The sequence below is a fragment of the Acinetobacter sp. TWP2-2-3 genome (genome assembly GCF_049896445.1).
Lineage (GTDB): Bacteria > Pseudomonadota > Gammaproteobacteria > Pseudomonadales > Moraxellaceae > Acinetobacter.
This window is the reverse complement of the sequence record NZ_JAFCUI010000002.1, coordinates 26,261-41,983: the sequence shown is the minus strand read 5'-3', so window position 1 is coordinate 41,983 and position 15,723 is coordinate 26,261. Positions and strand designations below refer to the sequence as shown.

Annotated in this window: 15 protein-coding genes and 1 pseudogene; 8 read left to right on the top strand and 8 right to left on the bottom strand. The window is 42.0% G+C overall.

What is annotated here, in order from left to right:
• Positions 1-322: 322 nt before the first annotated feature.
• Together mutM and ACP7AK_RS03565 are read left to right on the top strand one after the other, a co-directional pair.
• Complete coding sequence (gene mutM, locus ACP7AK_RS03570; protein ID WP_425878641.1) at positions 323-1,183, top strand: bifunctional DNA-formamidopyrimidine glycosylase/DNA-(apurinic or apyrimidinic site) lyase; 861 nt, start codon at positions 323-325, stop codon at positions 1,181-1,183.
• Positions 1,180-1,464, top strand: a complete 285-nt coding sequence (locus ACP7AK_RS03565; RefSeq protein ID WP_005266020.1) for a peptidylprolyl isomerase — start codon at positions 1,180-1,182, stop codon at positions 1,462-1,464. Before mutM ends, ACP7AK_RS03565 begins: the two co-directional genes overlap by 4 nt.
• Positions 1,465-1,546: 82 nt before the next feature.
• Here ACP7AK_RS03565 and mscL read toward each other — a convergent pair whose 3' ends face one another.
• Both mscL and typA read right to left on the bottom strand, forming a co-directional pair.
• The gene (gene mscL, locus ACP7AK_RS03560; RefSeq protein ID WP_004281717.1) at positions 1,547-1,987 is read right to left on the bottom strand and encodes a large conductance mechanosensitive channel protein MscL; all 441 of its coding nucleotides are present in this window, start codon (positions 1,985-1,987) and stop codon (positions 1,547-1,549) included.
• Positions 1,988-2,164: 177 nt separating this feature from the next.
• A complete protein-coding gene (gene typA / locus ACP7AK_RS03555) occupies positions 2,165-4,003 on the bottom strand; it encodes a translational GTPase TypA (RefSeq protein ID WP_004281716.1) in 1,839 nt (612 codons plus the stop codon).
• A gap of 174 nt (positions 4,004-4,177) precedes the next feature.
• Here typA and ACP7AK_RS03550 point away from each other — a divergent pair, with 174 nt between their 5' ends.
• The 3 genes from ACP7AK_RS03550 (at position 4,178) to ACP7AK_RS03540 (ending at position 8,112) form a co-directional block, all read left to right on the top strand.
• The gene (locus ACP7AK_RS03550; RefSeq protein WP_005247971.1) at positions 4,178-5,548 is read left to right on the top strand and encodes a uracil-xanthine permease family protein; all 1,371 of its coding nucleotides are present in this window, start codon (positions 4,178-4,180) and stop codon (positions 5,546-5,548) included.
• A gap of 66 nt (positions 5,549-5,614) precedes the next feature.
• Complete coding sequence (locus ACP7AK_RS03545; protein ID WP_180086459.1) at positions 5,615-6,649, top strand: methyltransferase; 1,035 nt, start codon at positions 5,615-5,617, stop codon at positions 6,647-6,649.
• Entirely contained in the window at positions 6,649-8,112 is a 1,464-nt protein-coding gene (locus ACP7AK_RS03540) for an amino acid permease (protein ID WP_425878952.1), read from the top strand. Before ACP7AK_RS03545 ends, ACP7AK_RS03540 begins: the two co-directional genes overlap by 1 nt.
• A gap of 52 nt (positions 8,113-8,164) precedes the next feature.
• Here ACP7AK_RS03540 and ACP7AK_RS03535 read toward each other — a convergent pair whose 3' ends face one another.
• Together ACP7AK_RS03535 and omp38 are read right to left on the bottom strand one after the other, a co-directional pair.
• Positions 8,165-8,698, bottom strand: a complete 534-nt coding sequence (locus tag ACP7AK_RS03535; RefSeq protein ID WP_425878637.1) for a cysteine peptidase family C39 domain-containing protein — start codon at positions 8,696-8,698, stop codon at positions 8,165-8,167.
• Between the two features lie 103 nt (positions 8,699-8,801).
• Positions 8,802-9,851, bottom strand: coding sequence for an outer membrane protein Omp38 (omp38, locus tag ACP7AK_RS03530; protein ID WP_253175400.1), 1,050 nt, complete (start codon positions 9,849-9,851; stop codon positions 8,802-8,804).
• A gap of 375 nt (positions 9,852-10,226) precedes the next feature.
• Between omp38 and ACP7AK_RS03525 the strand changes: the two genes are divergently transcribed.
• The 3 genes from ACP7AK_RS03525 (at position 10,227) to ACP7AK_RS03515 (ending at position 12,644) form a co-directional block, all read left to right on the top strand.
• Positions 10,227-10,748, top strand: a complete 522-nt coding sequence (locus ACP7AK_RS03525; protein WP_253175398.1) for a GspH/FimT family pseudopilin — start codon at positions 10,227-10,229, stop codon at positions 10,746-10,748.
• 111 nt (positions 10,749-10,859) lie between these two features.
• Positions 10,860-12,035: a thiolase family protein gene (locus ACP7AK_RS03520; RefSeq protein ID WP_425878634.1), complete on the top strand. Its 1,176-nt coding sequence runs from the start codon at positions 10,860-10,862 to the stop codon at positions 12,033-12,035.
• Between the two features lie 159 nt (positions 12,036-12,194).
• Complete coding sequence (locus ACP7AK_RS03515) at positions 12,195-12,644, top strand: VOC family protein (RefSeq protein WP_219308568.1); 450 nt, start codon at positions 12,195-12,197, stop codon at positions 12,642-12,644.
• Positions 12,645-12,709: 65 nt separating this feature from the next.
• Here the strand turns inward: ACP7AK_RS03515 and ACP7AK_RS03510 are convergent.
• The 4 genes and pseudogenes from ACP7AK_RS03510 to ACP7AK_RS03495 form a co-directional block, all read right to left on the bottom strand.
• A pseudogene (locus tag ACP7AK_RS03510) lies at positions 12,710-12,850 on the bottom strand (DUF934 domain-containing protein); the annotation flags it as partial.
• Positions 12,851-13,315, bottom strand: a complete 465-nt coding sequence (locus ACP7AK_RS03505; protein WP_253102243.1) for a hypothetical protein — start codon at positions 13,313-13,315, stop codon at positions 12,851-12,853.
• Between the two features lie 81 nt (positions 13,316-13,396).
• Positions 13,397-13,882, bottom strand: a complete 486-nt coding sequence (locus tag ACP7AK_RS03500; protein WP_005263640.1) for a DUF934 domain-containing protein — start codon at positions 13,880-13,882, stop codon at positions 13,397-13,399.
• Positions 13,875-15,518, bottom strand: coding sequence for a nitrite/sulfite reductase (locus ACP7AK_RS03495; RefSeq protein ID WP_004645943.1), 1,644 nt, complete (start codon positions 15,516-15,518; stop codon positions 13,875-13,877). Before ACP7AK_RS03495 ends, ACP7AK_RS03500 begins: the two co-directional genes overlap by 8 nt.
• Between the last annotated feature and the right edge of the window lie 205 nt (positions 15,519-15,723).

Below are 15,723 nucleotides of genomic sequence, written 5' to 3'. Positions count from 1 at the left end.
TCATACAAATTCCCAGCATTTTTTTTATTACTCATTAAACTTTTAGTTATGCCTTAAACATAAAAATATAATTTTTATTTTAACAATTTCAAATTATTTATATATTTTTCATTAACTTATAATTTACTGATATTTTCTATGTGATTTTCTCCTAAGAAAATTTGTTATAAAAACATAGAAACCTAGTTTATTCTTTAAACAATTACAGCTTAAATAAATACGAAATACCCAGTCATTTTCCAGCGATTTCACCCCGATTAACGCTTGCAATCCCGGCCAATTCACCCAATATTAGCTGCATCTCCCTCGCCATTGATGTGTTATGCCTGAATTACCAGAAGTTGAAACCACCAAAACCAGTTTATTGCCTTTATTGGAACAATGCGTAAAACGTGTTGAAGTGCGTCAGTCAAGTTTGCGCTGGCCTATTCCGGAGAATATAGAAAAGCTGGTGGGGCAAAAATTACTGAAGCTCACTCGCCGTTCTAAATATATTCTGGCGGAGTTTGAACACGACACTATGCTCTGGCATTTGGGCATGTCGGGGAGTTTCCATCTATGCGATGGCAATGAAGAATTACGCAAACATGACCATCTGATCATTCAGTTTGATGATATCGAACTGCGTTATCATGACCCTCGTCGTTTTGGCTGCATTCTTTGGCTGGATGCACAATCACAAAGCAAATTGATCGATACGCTGGGGCCAGAGCCCTTAAGCGAGAACTTTAATGCCAAGTATTTATTTGAAAAATTGAAGAATAAAAATGTTGGCACCAAAGTTGCAATTATGGATAACCATGTGGTGGTGGGCGTAGGCAATATTTATGCGACCGAAAGTCTGTTTAATCTGGGGATTCATCCGGCACAACCGGCCTCGACTTTAAGCTTGATTCAGATCGAAAAGCTAGTATTGGAAATCAAGCGCATCTTGAAACAGGCGATTGATCTGGGTGGTTCAACCTTAAGAGACTACACCAATGCCATGGGAGAAAATGGCTATTTCCAGCAAACCTTGCTGGCTTATGGTCGTGCCGGTGAAATGTGTGTGAACTGCGAGACCACACTTGAAAATATTAAATTGGGACAACGCGCTTCAGTTTTTTGTCCTGAGTGCCAACCTTTGAAAAAGATCCAACTCCCTGTCAAAAAAGTGGCAACTGTACGAGGGAAAAAGTCATGAAAACAGCCATTGTGCGTCATATTCTGGTCAAAGATAGAGAAACTGCTGAACAGCTTAAAAAGAAGATTTTAAGTGGCGCCGACTTCAATAAAATCGCCAAACAGTATTCAACCTGTAATTCTGCCAAACGTGGCGGTGAGCTAGGTGAAGTAAAGAAAGGTCAACTGGTTCCGGTCATTGATAAACTGGTTTTCACTGCAGCAGAACGTGTATTACATGGCCCGATCAAAAGCCAGTTTGGTTTTCATTTGGTCGAAATCAAGTTTCGGATGGATTTTTAATATTTATAAATCCCTCCCTACCTCCCTTTGTTAAAGGGAGAAGTTCCCCTTTTATAAAGGGGATTTAGGGGGATTAGAAAAATTAGACTTGAGGTGGACGCTTTTTCAATTCATCACGAATTTCACGCAGCAATTCAATATCGGCTGGGGTGGTCGGAGTTTCCTCGACTGGGCCTTCTTGTTTACGTAAACGGTTCATGAATTTAACCAATAAAAATACGACCCAAGCCAAGATTAAGAAATTAATTAAAATCGTTAAAAAGTTACCGTAAGTCAGTACATTTACACCGGCCTTAGTTAAGGCATCCAGAGATTGTAAATTGTCTGGGTTTCTTCCTAAGATAAAGAATTTTTGGGTAAAATCGACGCCACCACCGGTGATCACGGTAATTAAAGGCATAATGATGTCTTTCACCAATGAATCGATAATCTTGCTAAAAGCGCCACCGATGATGACACCAATCGCCAGATCCATCATATTGCCTTTGATCGCAAACTCTTTAAATTCTTGAATAATACTCATAACTGCTCCCATATTTTATTTTCAAGTTTTGGGTCAAATTATACCTGAGTAAATACTTTTAATTTTGACTTAGTTTAATGCATTTTAGTAAATTGCAATGTGAGCATCGCTTAAATATAAAAAAACCGTAATCTTCGAAAAGATTACGGTTTTTGAAAACCCGAAATAATCTAGCGATTATTTACCTGAACGGTTACGTTTACGTTCGTTTTCAGTCAAGAAACGCTTACGGATACGGATTGACTTAGGTGTTACTTCTACTAGTTCATCATCTTCAATAAACTCAAGCGCTTGCTCAAGCGTATATTCAATCGCAGGAACCAGCGTTAACGCATCGTCAGTACCAGAAGCACGTACGTTGGTTAACTGTTTTGCTTTAGTCGGGTTAACTGTCATGTCGTCTGAACGAGAGTTAATACCGATGATCATACCTTCATAAACTTCTAACTGTGGTTTCGCGAATAGACGACCACGATCTTGAAGTGTGAACAGTGCATAGCCCAGACAAGTACCTTGAACCATAGAAATCAGTACACCGTTTTGACGTTTTGCAACAGTACCTTGCTTCATTGGACCGTAGTGCGAGAAGCTAGACGTCATGATCCCTGTACCAGAAGTCATGGTCAGGAATTCAGAACGGAAACCAATCAGACCACGTGAAGGAACAGTTGCTTCAATACGGATACGGCCTTTACCGTCAACTTCCATATTGGTCATTTCGCCTTTACGGTGACCCATTTGTTCCATTACAGCGCCTTGGTGCTGTTCTTCAACGTCAAAAGTAACGTTTTCGTATGGCTCTTGTTTTTCACCATCAATTTCTTTGATGATTACTTGTGGACGAGATACGCCCATTTCGAAGCCTTCACGACGCATGTTTTCAATCAGAACTGAAAGGTGAAGTTCACCACGACCAGATACTTTGAAACGGTCTGGACTGTCAGTATCTTCAACGCGTAATGCTACGTTGTGAATCAATTCGCGGTCTAGACGTTCACGGATATTACGTGAAGTTACGAACTTACCTTCTTTACCAGCAAACGGTGAGTTGTTTACCTGGAATGTCATCGATACTGTAGGTTCATCTACAGACAATGGAGGTAAAGCTTCAACATTTTTCGGATCACAGATGGTGTCAGAAATGTTGAGTGCATCGATACCCGTTACACAAACGATATCGCCTGCAGAAGCTTCTTCAACGTCAACGCGATCTAGACCATGATAACCCATGATTTTTAAGATACGGCCGTTACGTGTTTTGCCATCTTTATCGATTACAGTTACTTGTGTGTTTAATTTCACTGAACCGCGCTGGATACGACCAATACCGATAACGCCTACGAAGCTGTTATAGTCAAGTGAAGATACTTGCATTTGGAATGGGCCATCAACGTCAACCGCTGGTGGTTCAACGATGTCTACGATCGTTTGGAACAACGGAGTCATGTCTTCAGCAAGTTCTTCCGGAGAAGGACCAGCAACACCACGAAGACCTGAAGCATAAACAACTGGGAAGTCTAACTGTTCGTCAGAAGCACCTAAGTTATCGAACAAATCAAATACTTGGTCAATTACCCAGTCTGGACGCGCGCTTGGCTTGTCGACTTTGTTAATAATCACGATTGGTTTCAAACCACGTGCGAACGCTTTTTGCGTTACGAAACGAGTTTGTGGCATCGGGCCTTCTTGTGAGTCTACAAGAAGAAGTACGCAGTCAACCATCGACATTACACGTTCAACTTCACCACCGAAGTCGGCGTGTCCCGGGGTATCCACGATGTTAATGCGGTATTCAGTATTGGTACGTTCATCTAACCATTTGATTGCAGTGTTTTTTGCAAGAATGGTAATACCACGTTCGCTTTCAATAGCGCCAGAATCCATGACACGCTCGATCTCACCCGCGCGATCACCGAGAGCACCTGATTGTTGCAAAAGTTTGTCTACAAGAGTGGTTTTACCATGATCGACGTGCGCAATAATGGCGATGTTACGGAGAGTTTTAATATCTGACATGTAAATTCAATGCGTATGTAATTTGAGGGCAAATTATACAGAAAAATACAAAACTTTTATAGTCACTGTAACCACACTCCTCAACTTTTTTTGCCCAGTTGGGGCTTTTTTGATTTTGTAAAGACGTGTAACTCGATTAGAATAGCGCCACCCAGCCTTAATTTGCATTGACACATGTCTGATTTTAATCAATCTCCTCCTTCTAAAGATCAACTCGACTTGGTATATGGTCTGGAAGATCGACCAAAACCACTGATTGCTTTTCTAGCTGCATTCCAGCACTTACTGGCAATTATTGTCCCGATTGTGACCCCTGGCCTGCTAATTTGTCTGGCGCTTGGTGTTTCCAAAGAAGACACCAACATGATTTTATCCATGTCCTTGGTGATCTCGGGCATCGCGACTTTTTTACAGTCTAAAAAAGTCGGACCTTTTGGTGCCGGTCTGCTGATTGTCCAAGGAACCAGCTTTAACTTCATCGGTCCAATTATTGGTATTGGTTCAGCCATGGTGGCTGCAGGCACACCTGTAGAAGCAGTCATGGCTTCTATTTTTGGTGTGGTGATTGCAGGTGCATTTATTGAAATGGGCGTGTCACAAATTCTGCCTTGGATCAAAAAACTGATAACCCCTTTGGTCACCGGTATTGTCGTGCTGCTGATTGGTTTAACCTTAATTAAAGAAGGTTTAATCAGCATGGGCGGTGGTTATCAGGCCATGAGCGATAAAACTTTTGCCAATGCCGACAACCTGATCATGTCTTGTACCGTCTTGGCGTTGATCATTATCCTGAACCGCATCCGGATTACCTGGGTAAAAAGTTCTGCCATTTTGATCGCCCTGATCTGTGGTTATGTTCTGGCAGGCTTTATGGGCCATCTGGATTTCTCTGGTCTAAAAGATGCACCATTGATACAGATTCCAACACCAATGCATTTCGGTTTAAGCTTCTCCTGGAGCCTGTTTATTCCGATGGCATTCATTTATCTGGTGACGTCTTTAGAAGCGATTGGTGATATCACAGCGACTTCAAAGCTTTCCAACCAGCCAGTTGATGGTCCAAAATGGATGCAGCGCATTAAAGGCGGTGTACTGGTAAATGGCGCGAATTCATTCCTTGCCGGTATTTTTAACACCTTCCCGAGTTCCGTATTTGCACAGAACAATGGTGTGATTCAGTTGACGGGCGTAGCAAGTCGTTATGTCGGCATCTGGATTGCTGCTTTGCTGGTTATTCTTGGTTTACTGCCTGCAGTTGCTGGTATTATTCAGGCCGTTCCGCAAGCGGTACTGGGTGGTGCAGTGATGGTGATGTTTGGTGCAGTCGCAGCCTCTGGCATTAACATTCTGTCTGGTGTCCATCTGGACCGTCGTGCCCTGCTGATCATTGCGATTTCACTGGCACTGGGTTTAGGTGTTGCACAAGTTCCACAAATTCTTGAACATCTTCCTGAGTTATTCCGTAATATCTTTAGCTCAGGCGTTGCTACTGGTGGTATCGCTGCCCTTATTCTGAATGTAGTACTTCCTGAAACAAAGAAGTAATTTCATGTCCAAAGAACACTGTCTAGGTCAGACTTAGGCAGTGTTCTTTATATTGGAGAGATACCTATGGATCCTAAAAGCGAAGTTTTATTAAGACAATATGATTTTTTGTCGGGTCGCATCCTACTGATTAATGCACCAACAGATGATCTGCTCGCTGAATTCGATGCCTCTATCAATCCCGCTGTCTGGACATGGAATTTTAACGATTTTCAATATTTCCAGTCACAACAAGCAGATGTGCATTTTGGTGCAGAGATGCCTGAAGCTGAGTTTGATCAGGCAGTTATTTTTGTACCCAAGTCTAAAGAACTGTTGAATTATTTATTGCATAATGTGGCAGCGCAGCTTAAACCGGGCAGCAGTATTTTTCTGGTCGGTGAAAAGAAAGGCGGGATAGAACGCGCAGCCAAACAGTTGCAGCCTTTTGGTAAAACTCTCAAACTTGACAGCGCACGTCATTGCCAGCTTTGGCAATTGGTTCTAGAGCATACGGTCGAGAAAAAAGCACTTGCAGACTGGGCGCAGCGTTATACCGTTTCGACACCAAATGGCGATCTGAATATCTGCGCCCTTCCAGGTGTCTTTAGTCAAAACCGTTTGGATGTAGGAACTGCCACGCTATTACCTTATTTGTCACAAGTCACTTCAGGTAAAATTGCCGACTTTGGTTGTGGTGCAGGTGTGATTAGTGCGTATCTGGCAAAATTGAATCCGAAAAACCGGATTTTTGCCATGGATGTTGATGCCTTTGCACTGGCTTCTACACAAATGACATTTGAAGAAAATCAGCTCACCCCTGAACAGATTGAAATCAAAGCGGTCACTGGCATTGAGGATGCACCCTTGTTCCTACATGCTATTGTCAGTAATCCGCCTTTTCATATGGGAATCGAAACTGATTACACGGCAAGCGAAACCTTGTGTAAAACCTCACGTCGTCATTTAAAATCGGGCGGCGAGCTTTGGATCGTGGCCAACCGTTTCTTGAACTACCCGACCCTGATTGAACAAAACTTTGGTCGCTGCACAGTGAAAGCGGATCAACAAGGCTTTAAAGTGCTCTTCGCCAGCACTCAAAAAAATGTTAAGGAATCATGATGAGCGAAACGCAAAACACGATGCAGCTGCAGCGTAAGCTGGGTGCTCGTCATCTGAATATGATCGCCATTGGCGGATCAATTGGTACAGGTCTATTCCTGGCCTCAGGGGCGACCATTGCCAACGCTGGACCAGGCGGTGCACTACTTGCATATGTACTGATTGGGATCATGATTTATTTCTTGATGACCAGTCTAGGCGAGCTTGCCACACATAACCCGACCTCAGGTGCATTCTTCACTTACGGCACCAAATATGTCGAAGGTGGTTTTGGTTTCGCTCTGGGTTGGAACTACTGGTACAACTGGGCCATTACTGTGGCTTTTGAGTTGGTTGCAGTTCAGTTTATTATGAAATTCTGGTTTCCAGATATTCCGGGCGTGTACTGGAGCGCCATCTTCCTTGCCATTATTTTCGGGATTAATGCCCTGACAGTAAAAGGCTTTGGCGAATCCGAATTTTTCTTTTCTCTGGTGAAAGTTCTCGCGATCATTGCCTTTATCATTATCGGGATCTGGATGATCGTGAAGCTCATGCTGACCCCGGGTGCGGAAGCATTTGCCAACTGGAGTATTGGTGATGCACCCTTTGTCGGTGGTTTCCAGGCATTAATTGGTGTGGCGATGATTGCCGGATTCTCCTTTCAAGGTACCGAAATGGTCGGTGTGGCGGCAGGTGAATCGAAAAATCCAAAGAAAACCATTCCGGTGGCCATCAAACAAATTTTCTGGCGTATCCTGTTGTTTTATATTGTGTGTATTTTCATTATCGGCACTCTGATTGCCTATAATGACCCACGTTTATTACAGGCCGCTGCGACAGATAATATTGCGCTTTCGCCATTTACCTTATTATATGAAAAAGCCGGCTTTGCCTTTGCCGCCAGTATCATGAATGCGGTGATCTTGACCGCTATTTTGTCTGCAGGTAACTCGGGCATGTATTCGTCTACACGTATGCTGTTTGATATGGCACGTAAAGGCAGTGCACCTAAAATGTTTGCGCGTCTGGACCCGCGTGGTGTGCCGATGAATGCACTCTATGCCACTACGGCGATCGCAGCTCTGTGCTTCCTGACCACTTTCTTTGGTGAACAGGAAGTCTTTAACTGGCTGCTGAATATGTCGGGGATGTGTGGCTTTATCGTCTGGCTCGGGATTGCCATTTCCCATTACCGTTTCCGTAAAGGGTATCTGGCACAAGGATATAAACTGGAAGATCTGGCTTATCGCGCTAAATTCTTTCCTTTCGCCCCTTGGTTTGCGTTTATCCTCTGTGCGATTGTTGTTCTCGGACAAAACTATCAGGATGTTTTGGCCGGTCAATGGATGGGTGTGTTATCGACCTATATCAGTATTCCGCTATTCCTAGCGATTTGGTTCGGCTACAAATGGAAGAAAAAAACCAAACTGGTCTCTTATCAAGAGATGGATGTGCAGCCGATGAAACTTGATCAGGAATAAAAAATTATTCATTAAAAAAATCAGCTTACGGGCTGATTTTTTATTTCTTGAATTAACTATGACGCATCACGAAATTGCGATCATCAATCACAATCACTTGCTGGCAAATTCCGTCTATCCGACGTTGCTGCTCAAATACCTCTTTAGGCATAGACTCAAAACTATCAAAGAAGCTAATTTCATTTTCATCAATTTCATATATCAGGGAATGATTCCCTACTCCCTCTAAGGTGTCATAGAACACAATCACAAAACGGCCTGCTTCTACATTTTCCTGAATTTCTGCATAAGACAATGGCTGTTCTATAACAGGAATATTTAAGCGATGTGCTTGTTGATAGAAATCGACTTCAATTGGCTGTTTATCTGCATCATGTTCAGTACAAAAATTGACATCCAAACCCAATGTCTTTAAAGCAACTGCAAGTGCGATGCTTGAGCTTCCCATTTCAGGGTCATGTTGACAGAGCTGAGTTAAATCAGGAATATTCAAATCAATGCCATAATGATGAAAAATCATCCATATTGCAAAAATTCCGCTATTGGCTTCCAGATTTTGCAAATCTTCAGGAATTTCGACACTCATATTTTTACTCAACGACATCTTAACAGGCTAAGTGTAGTCAAAATACAGACATAAAAAAAGCAGCTCCGAAGAGCTGCCTTTTTAATGAGTGTTCAATAATGAATTATTGAGCAACTGGTTGTTCAGCTAAAACAGTACGGCTACCAGTGATTGTCGCGAATACACGACGGTTCATAGCACGACCTTCTTTAGTGTTGTTGTCAGCAATCGGTTGATCCCAAGCGAAACCTTGAGTAGACAAGCGAGATGCATCAACATTGTATTCATTTACAAGCGAAGATTTAACAGAGTTAGCACGTGCTAGAGATAAACGTTCGTTTAGTGCACGTGGACCAGTGTTGTCAGTGTGACCTTCGATACGAGCAGTAGCGTTTGGATATTCAACTAGCTTCTCAGCAACTTTAGCGATTTCTGGTTTGTATTGATCTTTGATGTTTGATTTGTTTGTATCAAAGAACACACGAAGTTCCATGTTCAGGTCTTCAGTCAACTCTTGTGGCGCTGGAGCAACTGGAGTTACAGGCTCAACTGGAGCAACTTCAACTACTGGAGCAGCTGGTTTCAGACGACCACCTAGAACAACATTAAGACCAGCTAATGCTGTGTAGTTCCAGAATTTTTCGTCAAAGTGGTAAGTACCACGAGCTTCAGTACGTAGCGCTAAGGCATCGTTGATGTGCCAGAATGCACCCACACCAGCATTACCTAGAGTACCTTCTTCTTCATTACCGCGAGTACCGCGTGGCACACCTTCAAATTCGTATTTGTAGTGACCCGCACCTAGAAGCATGTATGGCTTCACTTTGCTGTCATAGTTACCAGTAAATACGTCAGAAGTTGCGTAGAAGTTACCTGCAATATTTTGGCCTTTGTATTCTGCACCTTCAGCAGCACCGTCAACATCGCCCTTTACTTGGCTATATTCAGCTTCAAAACCTAACCAAGGAGTTAATTCAACACCAATAGCAGCACCTACGAATAAATCGTCTTGTAATTCAGGACTACTAGTAAGTTCGCCATCATTACCGTTATTGTTGTGCTGGGTGTCTTGGAATGTATAACCTAACATCAACGGAGTAATAGTTACGCCTGCATTTGCAGCAGCAAAAGGTGCAGCTACAAGCATAGCTAAAGCAATACGACTCATTTTCATGGATTTATCCTCCAGAGATAAAAATTGTTGTTCAAGCTCAAGCCCGCAATAGGCCATCCTGAGATAGGCTTTTTATTACCCCAGTTTTATTCTTAAGCTATTCACATGGCATCATACAAACACTTTATTATTTTTCCAAGTGCTTGATTAATTTAATCAAGTAAATTATTGACAAAATTACTTACAATTTCCGTTGTAATTCGGTAACTTTTTACTCAATTTTTTATTCTGAATACCCTATGGTGATTGCCAATTATTTTTTAATCACTTTCTTGAAACTTAAGTAAGGACTGATTACTCGGCTCCACAAAGCATAAAAAACGCATAATTAATAACATATTCCTCATAAAAATAATATATAAATCAGGTAACTCTATGTATAAAAAAATAACAAGAGCATTCACTATTGTTGAGTTAATTATCTGTATTGCAATGATTGCAATTCTCGTCAGTATCGCCCTACCGTACTTCCATGACTATCGATCCAAACAGGAAGCCAAAAATATTCCGATCAAATTATCTCAAATTAATCGTTATGCACGCAGCCAGGCTGCAGTGTTTCACCAAAATATTGTGATCTGCCCTAGTCAGGATTCTCTGAGTTGCCAAGCCAATCAATGGAACAAGAACATGCTGGTTTTCATCGATAAAAATAAAAACAGGCAAGTGGATACAGGCGAACAAATTTTACAAATTGATGTACTTAACCTCAAATACGGTAACCTGAGTTGGCGAGGAGCTTTAAGTTTACCGAGTGTCACTTATCAAGCGCACACTGCCCTGCCGATTGGTTCAAATGGTAGTTTTTATTATTGTTCTACCCATCTTTCTAATCAACAGCGTATTGTACTCAGCAAAATGGGGCATATCCGGATTGAAAGTCTCTCGTCTTGCTAACAGAACTATCCAGTTTATGCTTCGCTGCGATTAACGCTTCAATCCTGAGTTTTTTTCAATATACTGCTTAAGTTTGAAAAAATTGATTAAAACTCATACGGAGAGAGAACAATGACTGACATCCTAATTGTCAATGGTGCACGTACAGCCATGGGTGGCTTTCAGGGGAGTCTTGCCAGTGTAACTGCGCCAGAACTCGGTGCGGTCACCATTAAAGAAGCAATTGCCCGTGCGGGTCTGCAACCAGAAGATATTGAAGAAGTCATTATGGGTTGTGTCCTTCCGGCAGGTTTAAAGCAGGGCCCTGCACGTCAAGCCATGCGTCAAGCTGGTCTTCCAGATTCTACTGGCGCTGTAACCATTAATAAATTATGTGGTTCAGGCATGAAAGCCGTCATGCAAGCTGCAGATATGATTAAAGCCGGTTCTGCAAATATCGTGGTTGCAGGTGGCATGGAATCCATGACCAATGCTCCTTATGTATTGCCAAAAGCACGTGGCGGTTTCCGTATGGGTCACGGTGAAATCAAGGACCATATGTTTCTGGATGGCTTGGAAGATGCTGAAACAGGTCGCTTGATGGGTTCATTTGCCCAAGATATGGCAAATACCAAAGGTTATACCCGCGAGCAGATGGATGATTTTGCGATTCGCTCATTAAAGCGTGCGCAAACTGCGGTCAATGAAGGCTACTTTGCTGATGAAATCGTGCCTGTAACAGTTAAAACCCGTAAAGGTGATGTAGTCGTTGATAAAGACGAACAGCCGTTCAATGCCAACATCGATAAAATTCCAACTTTGCGTCCTGCTTTCGCTAAAGACGGTACGATTACGGCGGCTAATGCCAGCTCGATTTCAGATGGCGCATCAGCTCTAGTAATTACCTCGGCTGATAATGCAGCAGCAAAAGGGTTGAATCCTTTGGCTAAAATTGTTGCCTATGCATCGAATTCGCAACATCCAGCTGAATTTACCATTGCTCCAGTCGGTGCAATCCAGAAAGTGCTAGATAAAACTGGATGGGCCGCTTCTGATGTCGACCTTTGGGAAATCAATGAAGCCTTTGCCATGGTGACCATGTGCCCAATGGATGAGTTCAAGCTGGATCCTGAAAAAGTCAACATTAACGGTGGTGCATGTGCACTCGGTCATCCTGTGGGTTCAACCGGTTCACGTATTATCCTGACTTTGATTCATGCACTAAAACGTACCGGTGGAAAAAAAGGGATTGCAGCCCTGTGTATTGGTGGTGGTGAAGCGACAGCTGTGGCGATTGAATTACTTTAACCTATTCTCTCACCCCATCCCTCGCCCATAGGGAGAGGGAGTTAAAAATCCTCCTGATCTGGAGGATTTTTTTCGCTTACATTTTGATAAAGCTTGCTCGCGCAAAATACCGCAAAGTGGCGTAGATTAAAGCAAGCAAAATAAAAAGGGAGTTCTCCCATGCAACTGAATCATTACCTCAATTTCCAAGGTCAGGCTGAAGCAGCCTTTAACTTTTATAAATCAGTTTTTGGAGGCGAATTTTCAAGTCTGAGTCGTTATGGTGAAATGCCAACTGAAGAAGGGATCACGCTGTCAGAAGCGGATAAAAATAAAATCCTGCATATCTCACTTCCCATCAATGAGTTTACAGAACTGATGGCATCGGACACGAATGATCAATTCTGTGCACAAACCAATACGGTGTTCATTCCAGGTAATAACCACTATATTTCCATTAACTTAGACGCCAGCGAACAAGCTGAAGCACAACGACTCTTTGATACTTTATCGGTGAATGGTCAAATTGAGATGCCGCTAGAAAAGACCTTTTGGGGCGCACTTTATGCTGCCTTTAGCGATCAGTTTGGAATTCACTGGATGATTAACTGTCAACTTGAAGAAAATTAAAGGTTTTTATCAAGATATAAAAAAGCCGGAATCAATCCGGCTTTTTGACAGCAACTTAATTTAAATTAAGCACCTGTTTGATAATGTGCCTGTGCAACCGCAGTCGATGCCTGATACGGATTTTTGAAATCATTCAAACCGGCAACAGCTTCAGTTATATCTTCACCTTCTTTAATCACGAAAGTATCGAAACCGAATCGACTAATTTATTTACTTAACTTTTTCTTTTTTCGTTCTTCTAAAATTTTCTTTCTACCTTTATCAGTCAAAGAATAGTAGTCTATATACGAACTTATTAAGCCTTTATCAACTAAGGTACTCAATAAGTATCTTTTTTCAGTTTCATCTATACCAGAAATATCATCTATACCATGACCTTGATTAGGTAATTTTGAGAAAAATTCAAGACATTCATATTCAAGGTATGTAATATCTCGGTCTCTATTAATGTAGATCTTTTTTAAATACCTACCCAAAGAAACAACTAAGCTTAAAATTAAAAATAATCCACAAAAAATGCTTGTACAAAAAAATATATTCCTCCAAGTATTCGGAAGATCAATGACCTTTATTATTTCTGATAAGTAAAGCATTGAGAGACTTCCCAACACAATTACCAATGCGATCAATTTATCTGTTTTTAAAATTTTTAACCATTCAGTCCAATTCATATTTAAATTCTTATCATCATATTATTTTAATTATAAAAAAAGCTGAACCCAAGTCCAGCTTTTTCAGTTACTTAATGATTATCAAGCACCTGTTTGATAATGCGCTTGTGCAACCGCAGTTGATGCCTGGTACGGATTTTTGAAATCATTCAAACCGGCAGCCGCTTCCTGAATATCTTTACCTTCTTTAATCACGAAAGTGTCGAAACCTGAACGCTTCATGTAGTTCAAAACATCTTTGAATACATCCCCAGTAGCACGCAATTCGCCTTGGAAACCCTGACGGCGAAGAAGTGCTGCAAATGAATAACCACGACCATCATTAAAACCGGCAAACTCAATAAAGATTGCATCTAGCTGGTCCAATGGAAACTCATTGGTTTCAGGCGAAGCATCTACGGTTAAGTACAATGCTTTTTTACCTGTCACATTGGCAATCTGGTCTAACTGATCCACAGTCAGAACCACATCACCCTGTGGTAAAACACCATCTTCACCCATCAATTGATAGGTATTATCTGCAATCGTGCCATCTTTAGAGAGCACTTGAAGTGCGGTATTAAGCATATGCACGCTCCTTGAATGGTTGAATGCCGACACGGCGATAAGTATCGATAAACTCTTCACCATCCTGACGCAGGTCAAGATAAGTATTCAAAATTTCTTCTACGATATCCGGCACGACTTCGGCTGCAAATGATGGCCCAAGAATGTCACCAATTGACGCATCATGATCGGCATTACCGCCTAAAGTGATCTGGTAGAACTCAGCGCCTTTCTTGTCTACACCTAGAATACCAATATTACCCACATGGTGATGGCCACAAGCATTCATACAACCTGAAATATTCAGATCCAGTTTGCCTAAATTGTAAATCGTATCCAGGTCATCAAAACGGCGTGAAATTGCTTCAGAAATCGGAATGGATTTCGCATTAGCCAAAGAACAGAAGTCACCGCCCGGGCAGCAAATGATGTCGGTCAAGAAACCGATATGCGCACGTGCCAGGTTGTTTTGATCAAGGGTTTGCCATACAGCGAACAAGTCTTTTTGTGGTACATCGACCAGGGAAATGTTTTGTTCATGCGTGGTACGCAGCTCACCGAAAGTGTACTGATCGGCAAGATCTGCAATCAGGTTCATTTCTTCTGTGCTGACATCACCCGGTGCAATCCCGGCACGTTTCAGTGAAATCGTCACGATACGATAACCTTTCACTTTATGTGCATTGGTATTGATGTTGAACCACTGTTTGAATTTTGGATATTGTGCAAATAGTTCAGTGAAATCTTCATCTGCATAATCTTGGTAGTCAAATGGCGTGAAGTTCTCATCCATTTTCGCCAAGGTGTCTGCATCGATTTTCAGTGTTTTAATCGTATGCGCAAATTCAGCTTCAACTTTCTCGGCAAATACTGCTGGTGTTAAAGCTTTTACCAGAATCTTGATACGTGCTTTATATTTGTTGTCGCGACGGCCATGCAAGTTATACACACGAAGGACTGCTTCCAGATAAGCAATCAGGTCTTCACGCGGCAAGAACTCACGGATAAAGCTACCAATCACTGGCGTACGGCCGAGACCACCACCGACTTTGATTTTATAGCCCATTTCGCCTGCTTCATTACGCACAATATACACACCGATATCGTGGAATGCAGTGGCTGCACGGTCAGTTTCTTCAAGCGCAGAGACTGCAATCTTGAATTTACGTGGCAAGAAAGCAAATTCCGGATGGAAGGTTGACCATTGACGGATCAATTCACAAGTCGGACGTGGATCGGCAATTTCACCTGCAACCACACCTGCATACTGATCCGTCGTGGTATTACGGATACAGTTACCTGAGGTCTGAATCGCATGCATTTGCACAGTGGCCAGTTCAGCCAGCATATCCGGCACATTTTCCAGCGCAGGCCAGTTAAACTGGATGTTTTGACGGGTCGAAATATGCGCGTAGCCACGGTCATATTCTTTTGCCAAATCAGCCACTTTACGAAGTTGTTTTGAGTTCATCAAACCATATGGCACGGCAATACGTAACATTGGCGCATAACGCTGTACGTACAAACCATTTTGCAGACGAAGCGGACGATACTCATCTTCAGTGAGTTTACCGGCTAAATAACGTTCCGTTTGGTCACGGAACTGTGCAACACGTTCATTAATCAGTTGCTGATCAAAATCAGTATATAAATACATGGCGTACAGCTAGTAGTTTCTATTATATCGCCGGCAAGGATAGCGAGATTGAACCTATCAATAAAATGCTTTTTATACATATTTCATAGCGGTTTTATTGATAAGCCTGACAAAGTTTCACGGATCTCGGTATTTACAGCACTGGATTAAATTTAAAGTAATAATGATGAAAATCTTCAATTATTATTACTTATTTTCATATAGG

Bases quoted from the DNA above. Each gene is read 5' to 3' on its own strand.
- ACP7AK_RS03500 (WP_005263640.1), bottom strand. From the start codon at position 13,882: ATGCTTAATACCGCACTTCAAGTGCTCTCTAAAGATGGCACGATTGCA.
- ACP7AK_RS03515 (WP_219308568.1), top strand. From the start codon at position 12,195: ATGCAACTGAATCATTACCTCAATTTCCAAGGTCAGGCTGAAGCAGCC.
- ACP7AK_RS03550 (WP_005247971.1), top strand. From the start codon at position 4,178: ATGTCTGATTTTAATCAATCTCCTCCTTCTAAAGATCAACTCGACTTG.
- ACP7AK_RS03520 (WP_425878634.1), top strand. From the start codon at position 10,860: ATGACTGACATCCTAATTGTCAATGGTGCACGTACAGCCATGGGTGGC.
- ACP7AK_RS03525 (WP_253175398.1), top strand. From the start codon at position 10,227: ATGTATAAAAAAATAACAAGAGCATTCACTATTGTTGAGTTAATTATC.
- ACP7AK_RS03540 (WP_425878952.1), top strand. From the start codon at position 6,649: ATGAGCGAAACGCAAAACACGATGCAGCTGCAGCGTAAGCTGGGTGCT.
- mutM (WP_425878641.1), top strand. From the start codon at position 323: ATGCCTGAATTACCAGAAGTTGAAACCACCAAAACCAGTTTATTGCCT.
- ACP7AK_RS03565 (WP_005266020.1), top strand. From the start codon at position 1,180: ATGAAAACAGCCATTGTGCGTCATATTCTGGTCAAAGATAGAGAAACT.
- mscL (WP_004281717.1), bottom strand. From the start codon at position 1,987: ATGAGTATTATTCAAGAATTTAAAGAGTTTGCGATCAAAGGCAATATG.
- typA (WP_004281716.1), bottom strand. From the start codon at position 4,003: ATGTCAGATATTAAAACTCTCCGTAACATCGCCATTATTGCGCACGTC.
- ACP7AK_RS03495 (WP_004645943.1), bottom strand. From the start codon at position 15,518: ATGTATTTATATACTGATTTTGATCAGCAACTGATTAATGAACGTGTT.
- ACP7AK_RS03535 (WP_425878637.1), bottom strand. From the start codon at position 8,698: ATGAGTGTCGAAATTCCTGAAGATTTGCAAAATCTGGAAGCCAATAGC.
- omp38 (WP_253175400.1), bottom strand. From the start codon at position 9,851: ATGAAAATGAGTCGTATTGCTTTAGCTATGCTTGTAGCTGCACCTTTT.
- ACP7AK_RS03545 (WP_180086459.1), top strand. From the start codon at position 5,615: ATGGATCCTAAAAGCGAAGTTTTATTAAGACAATATGATTTTTTGTCG.
- ACP7AK_RS03505 (WP_253102243.1), bottom strand. From the start codon at position 13,315: ATGAATTGGACTGAATGGTTAAAAATTTTAAAAACAGATAAATTGATC.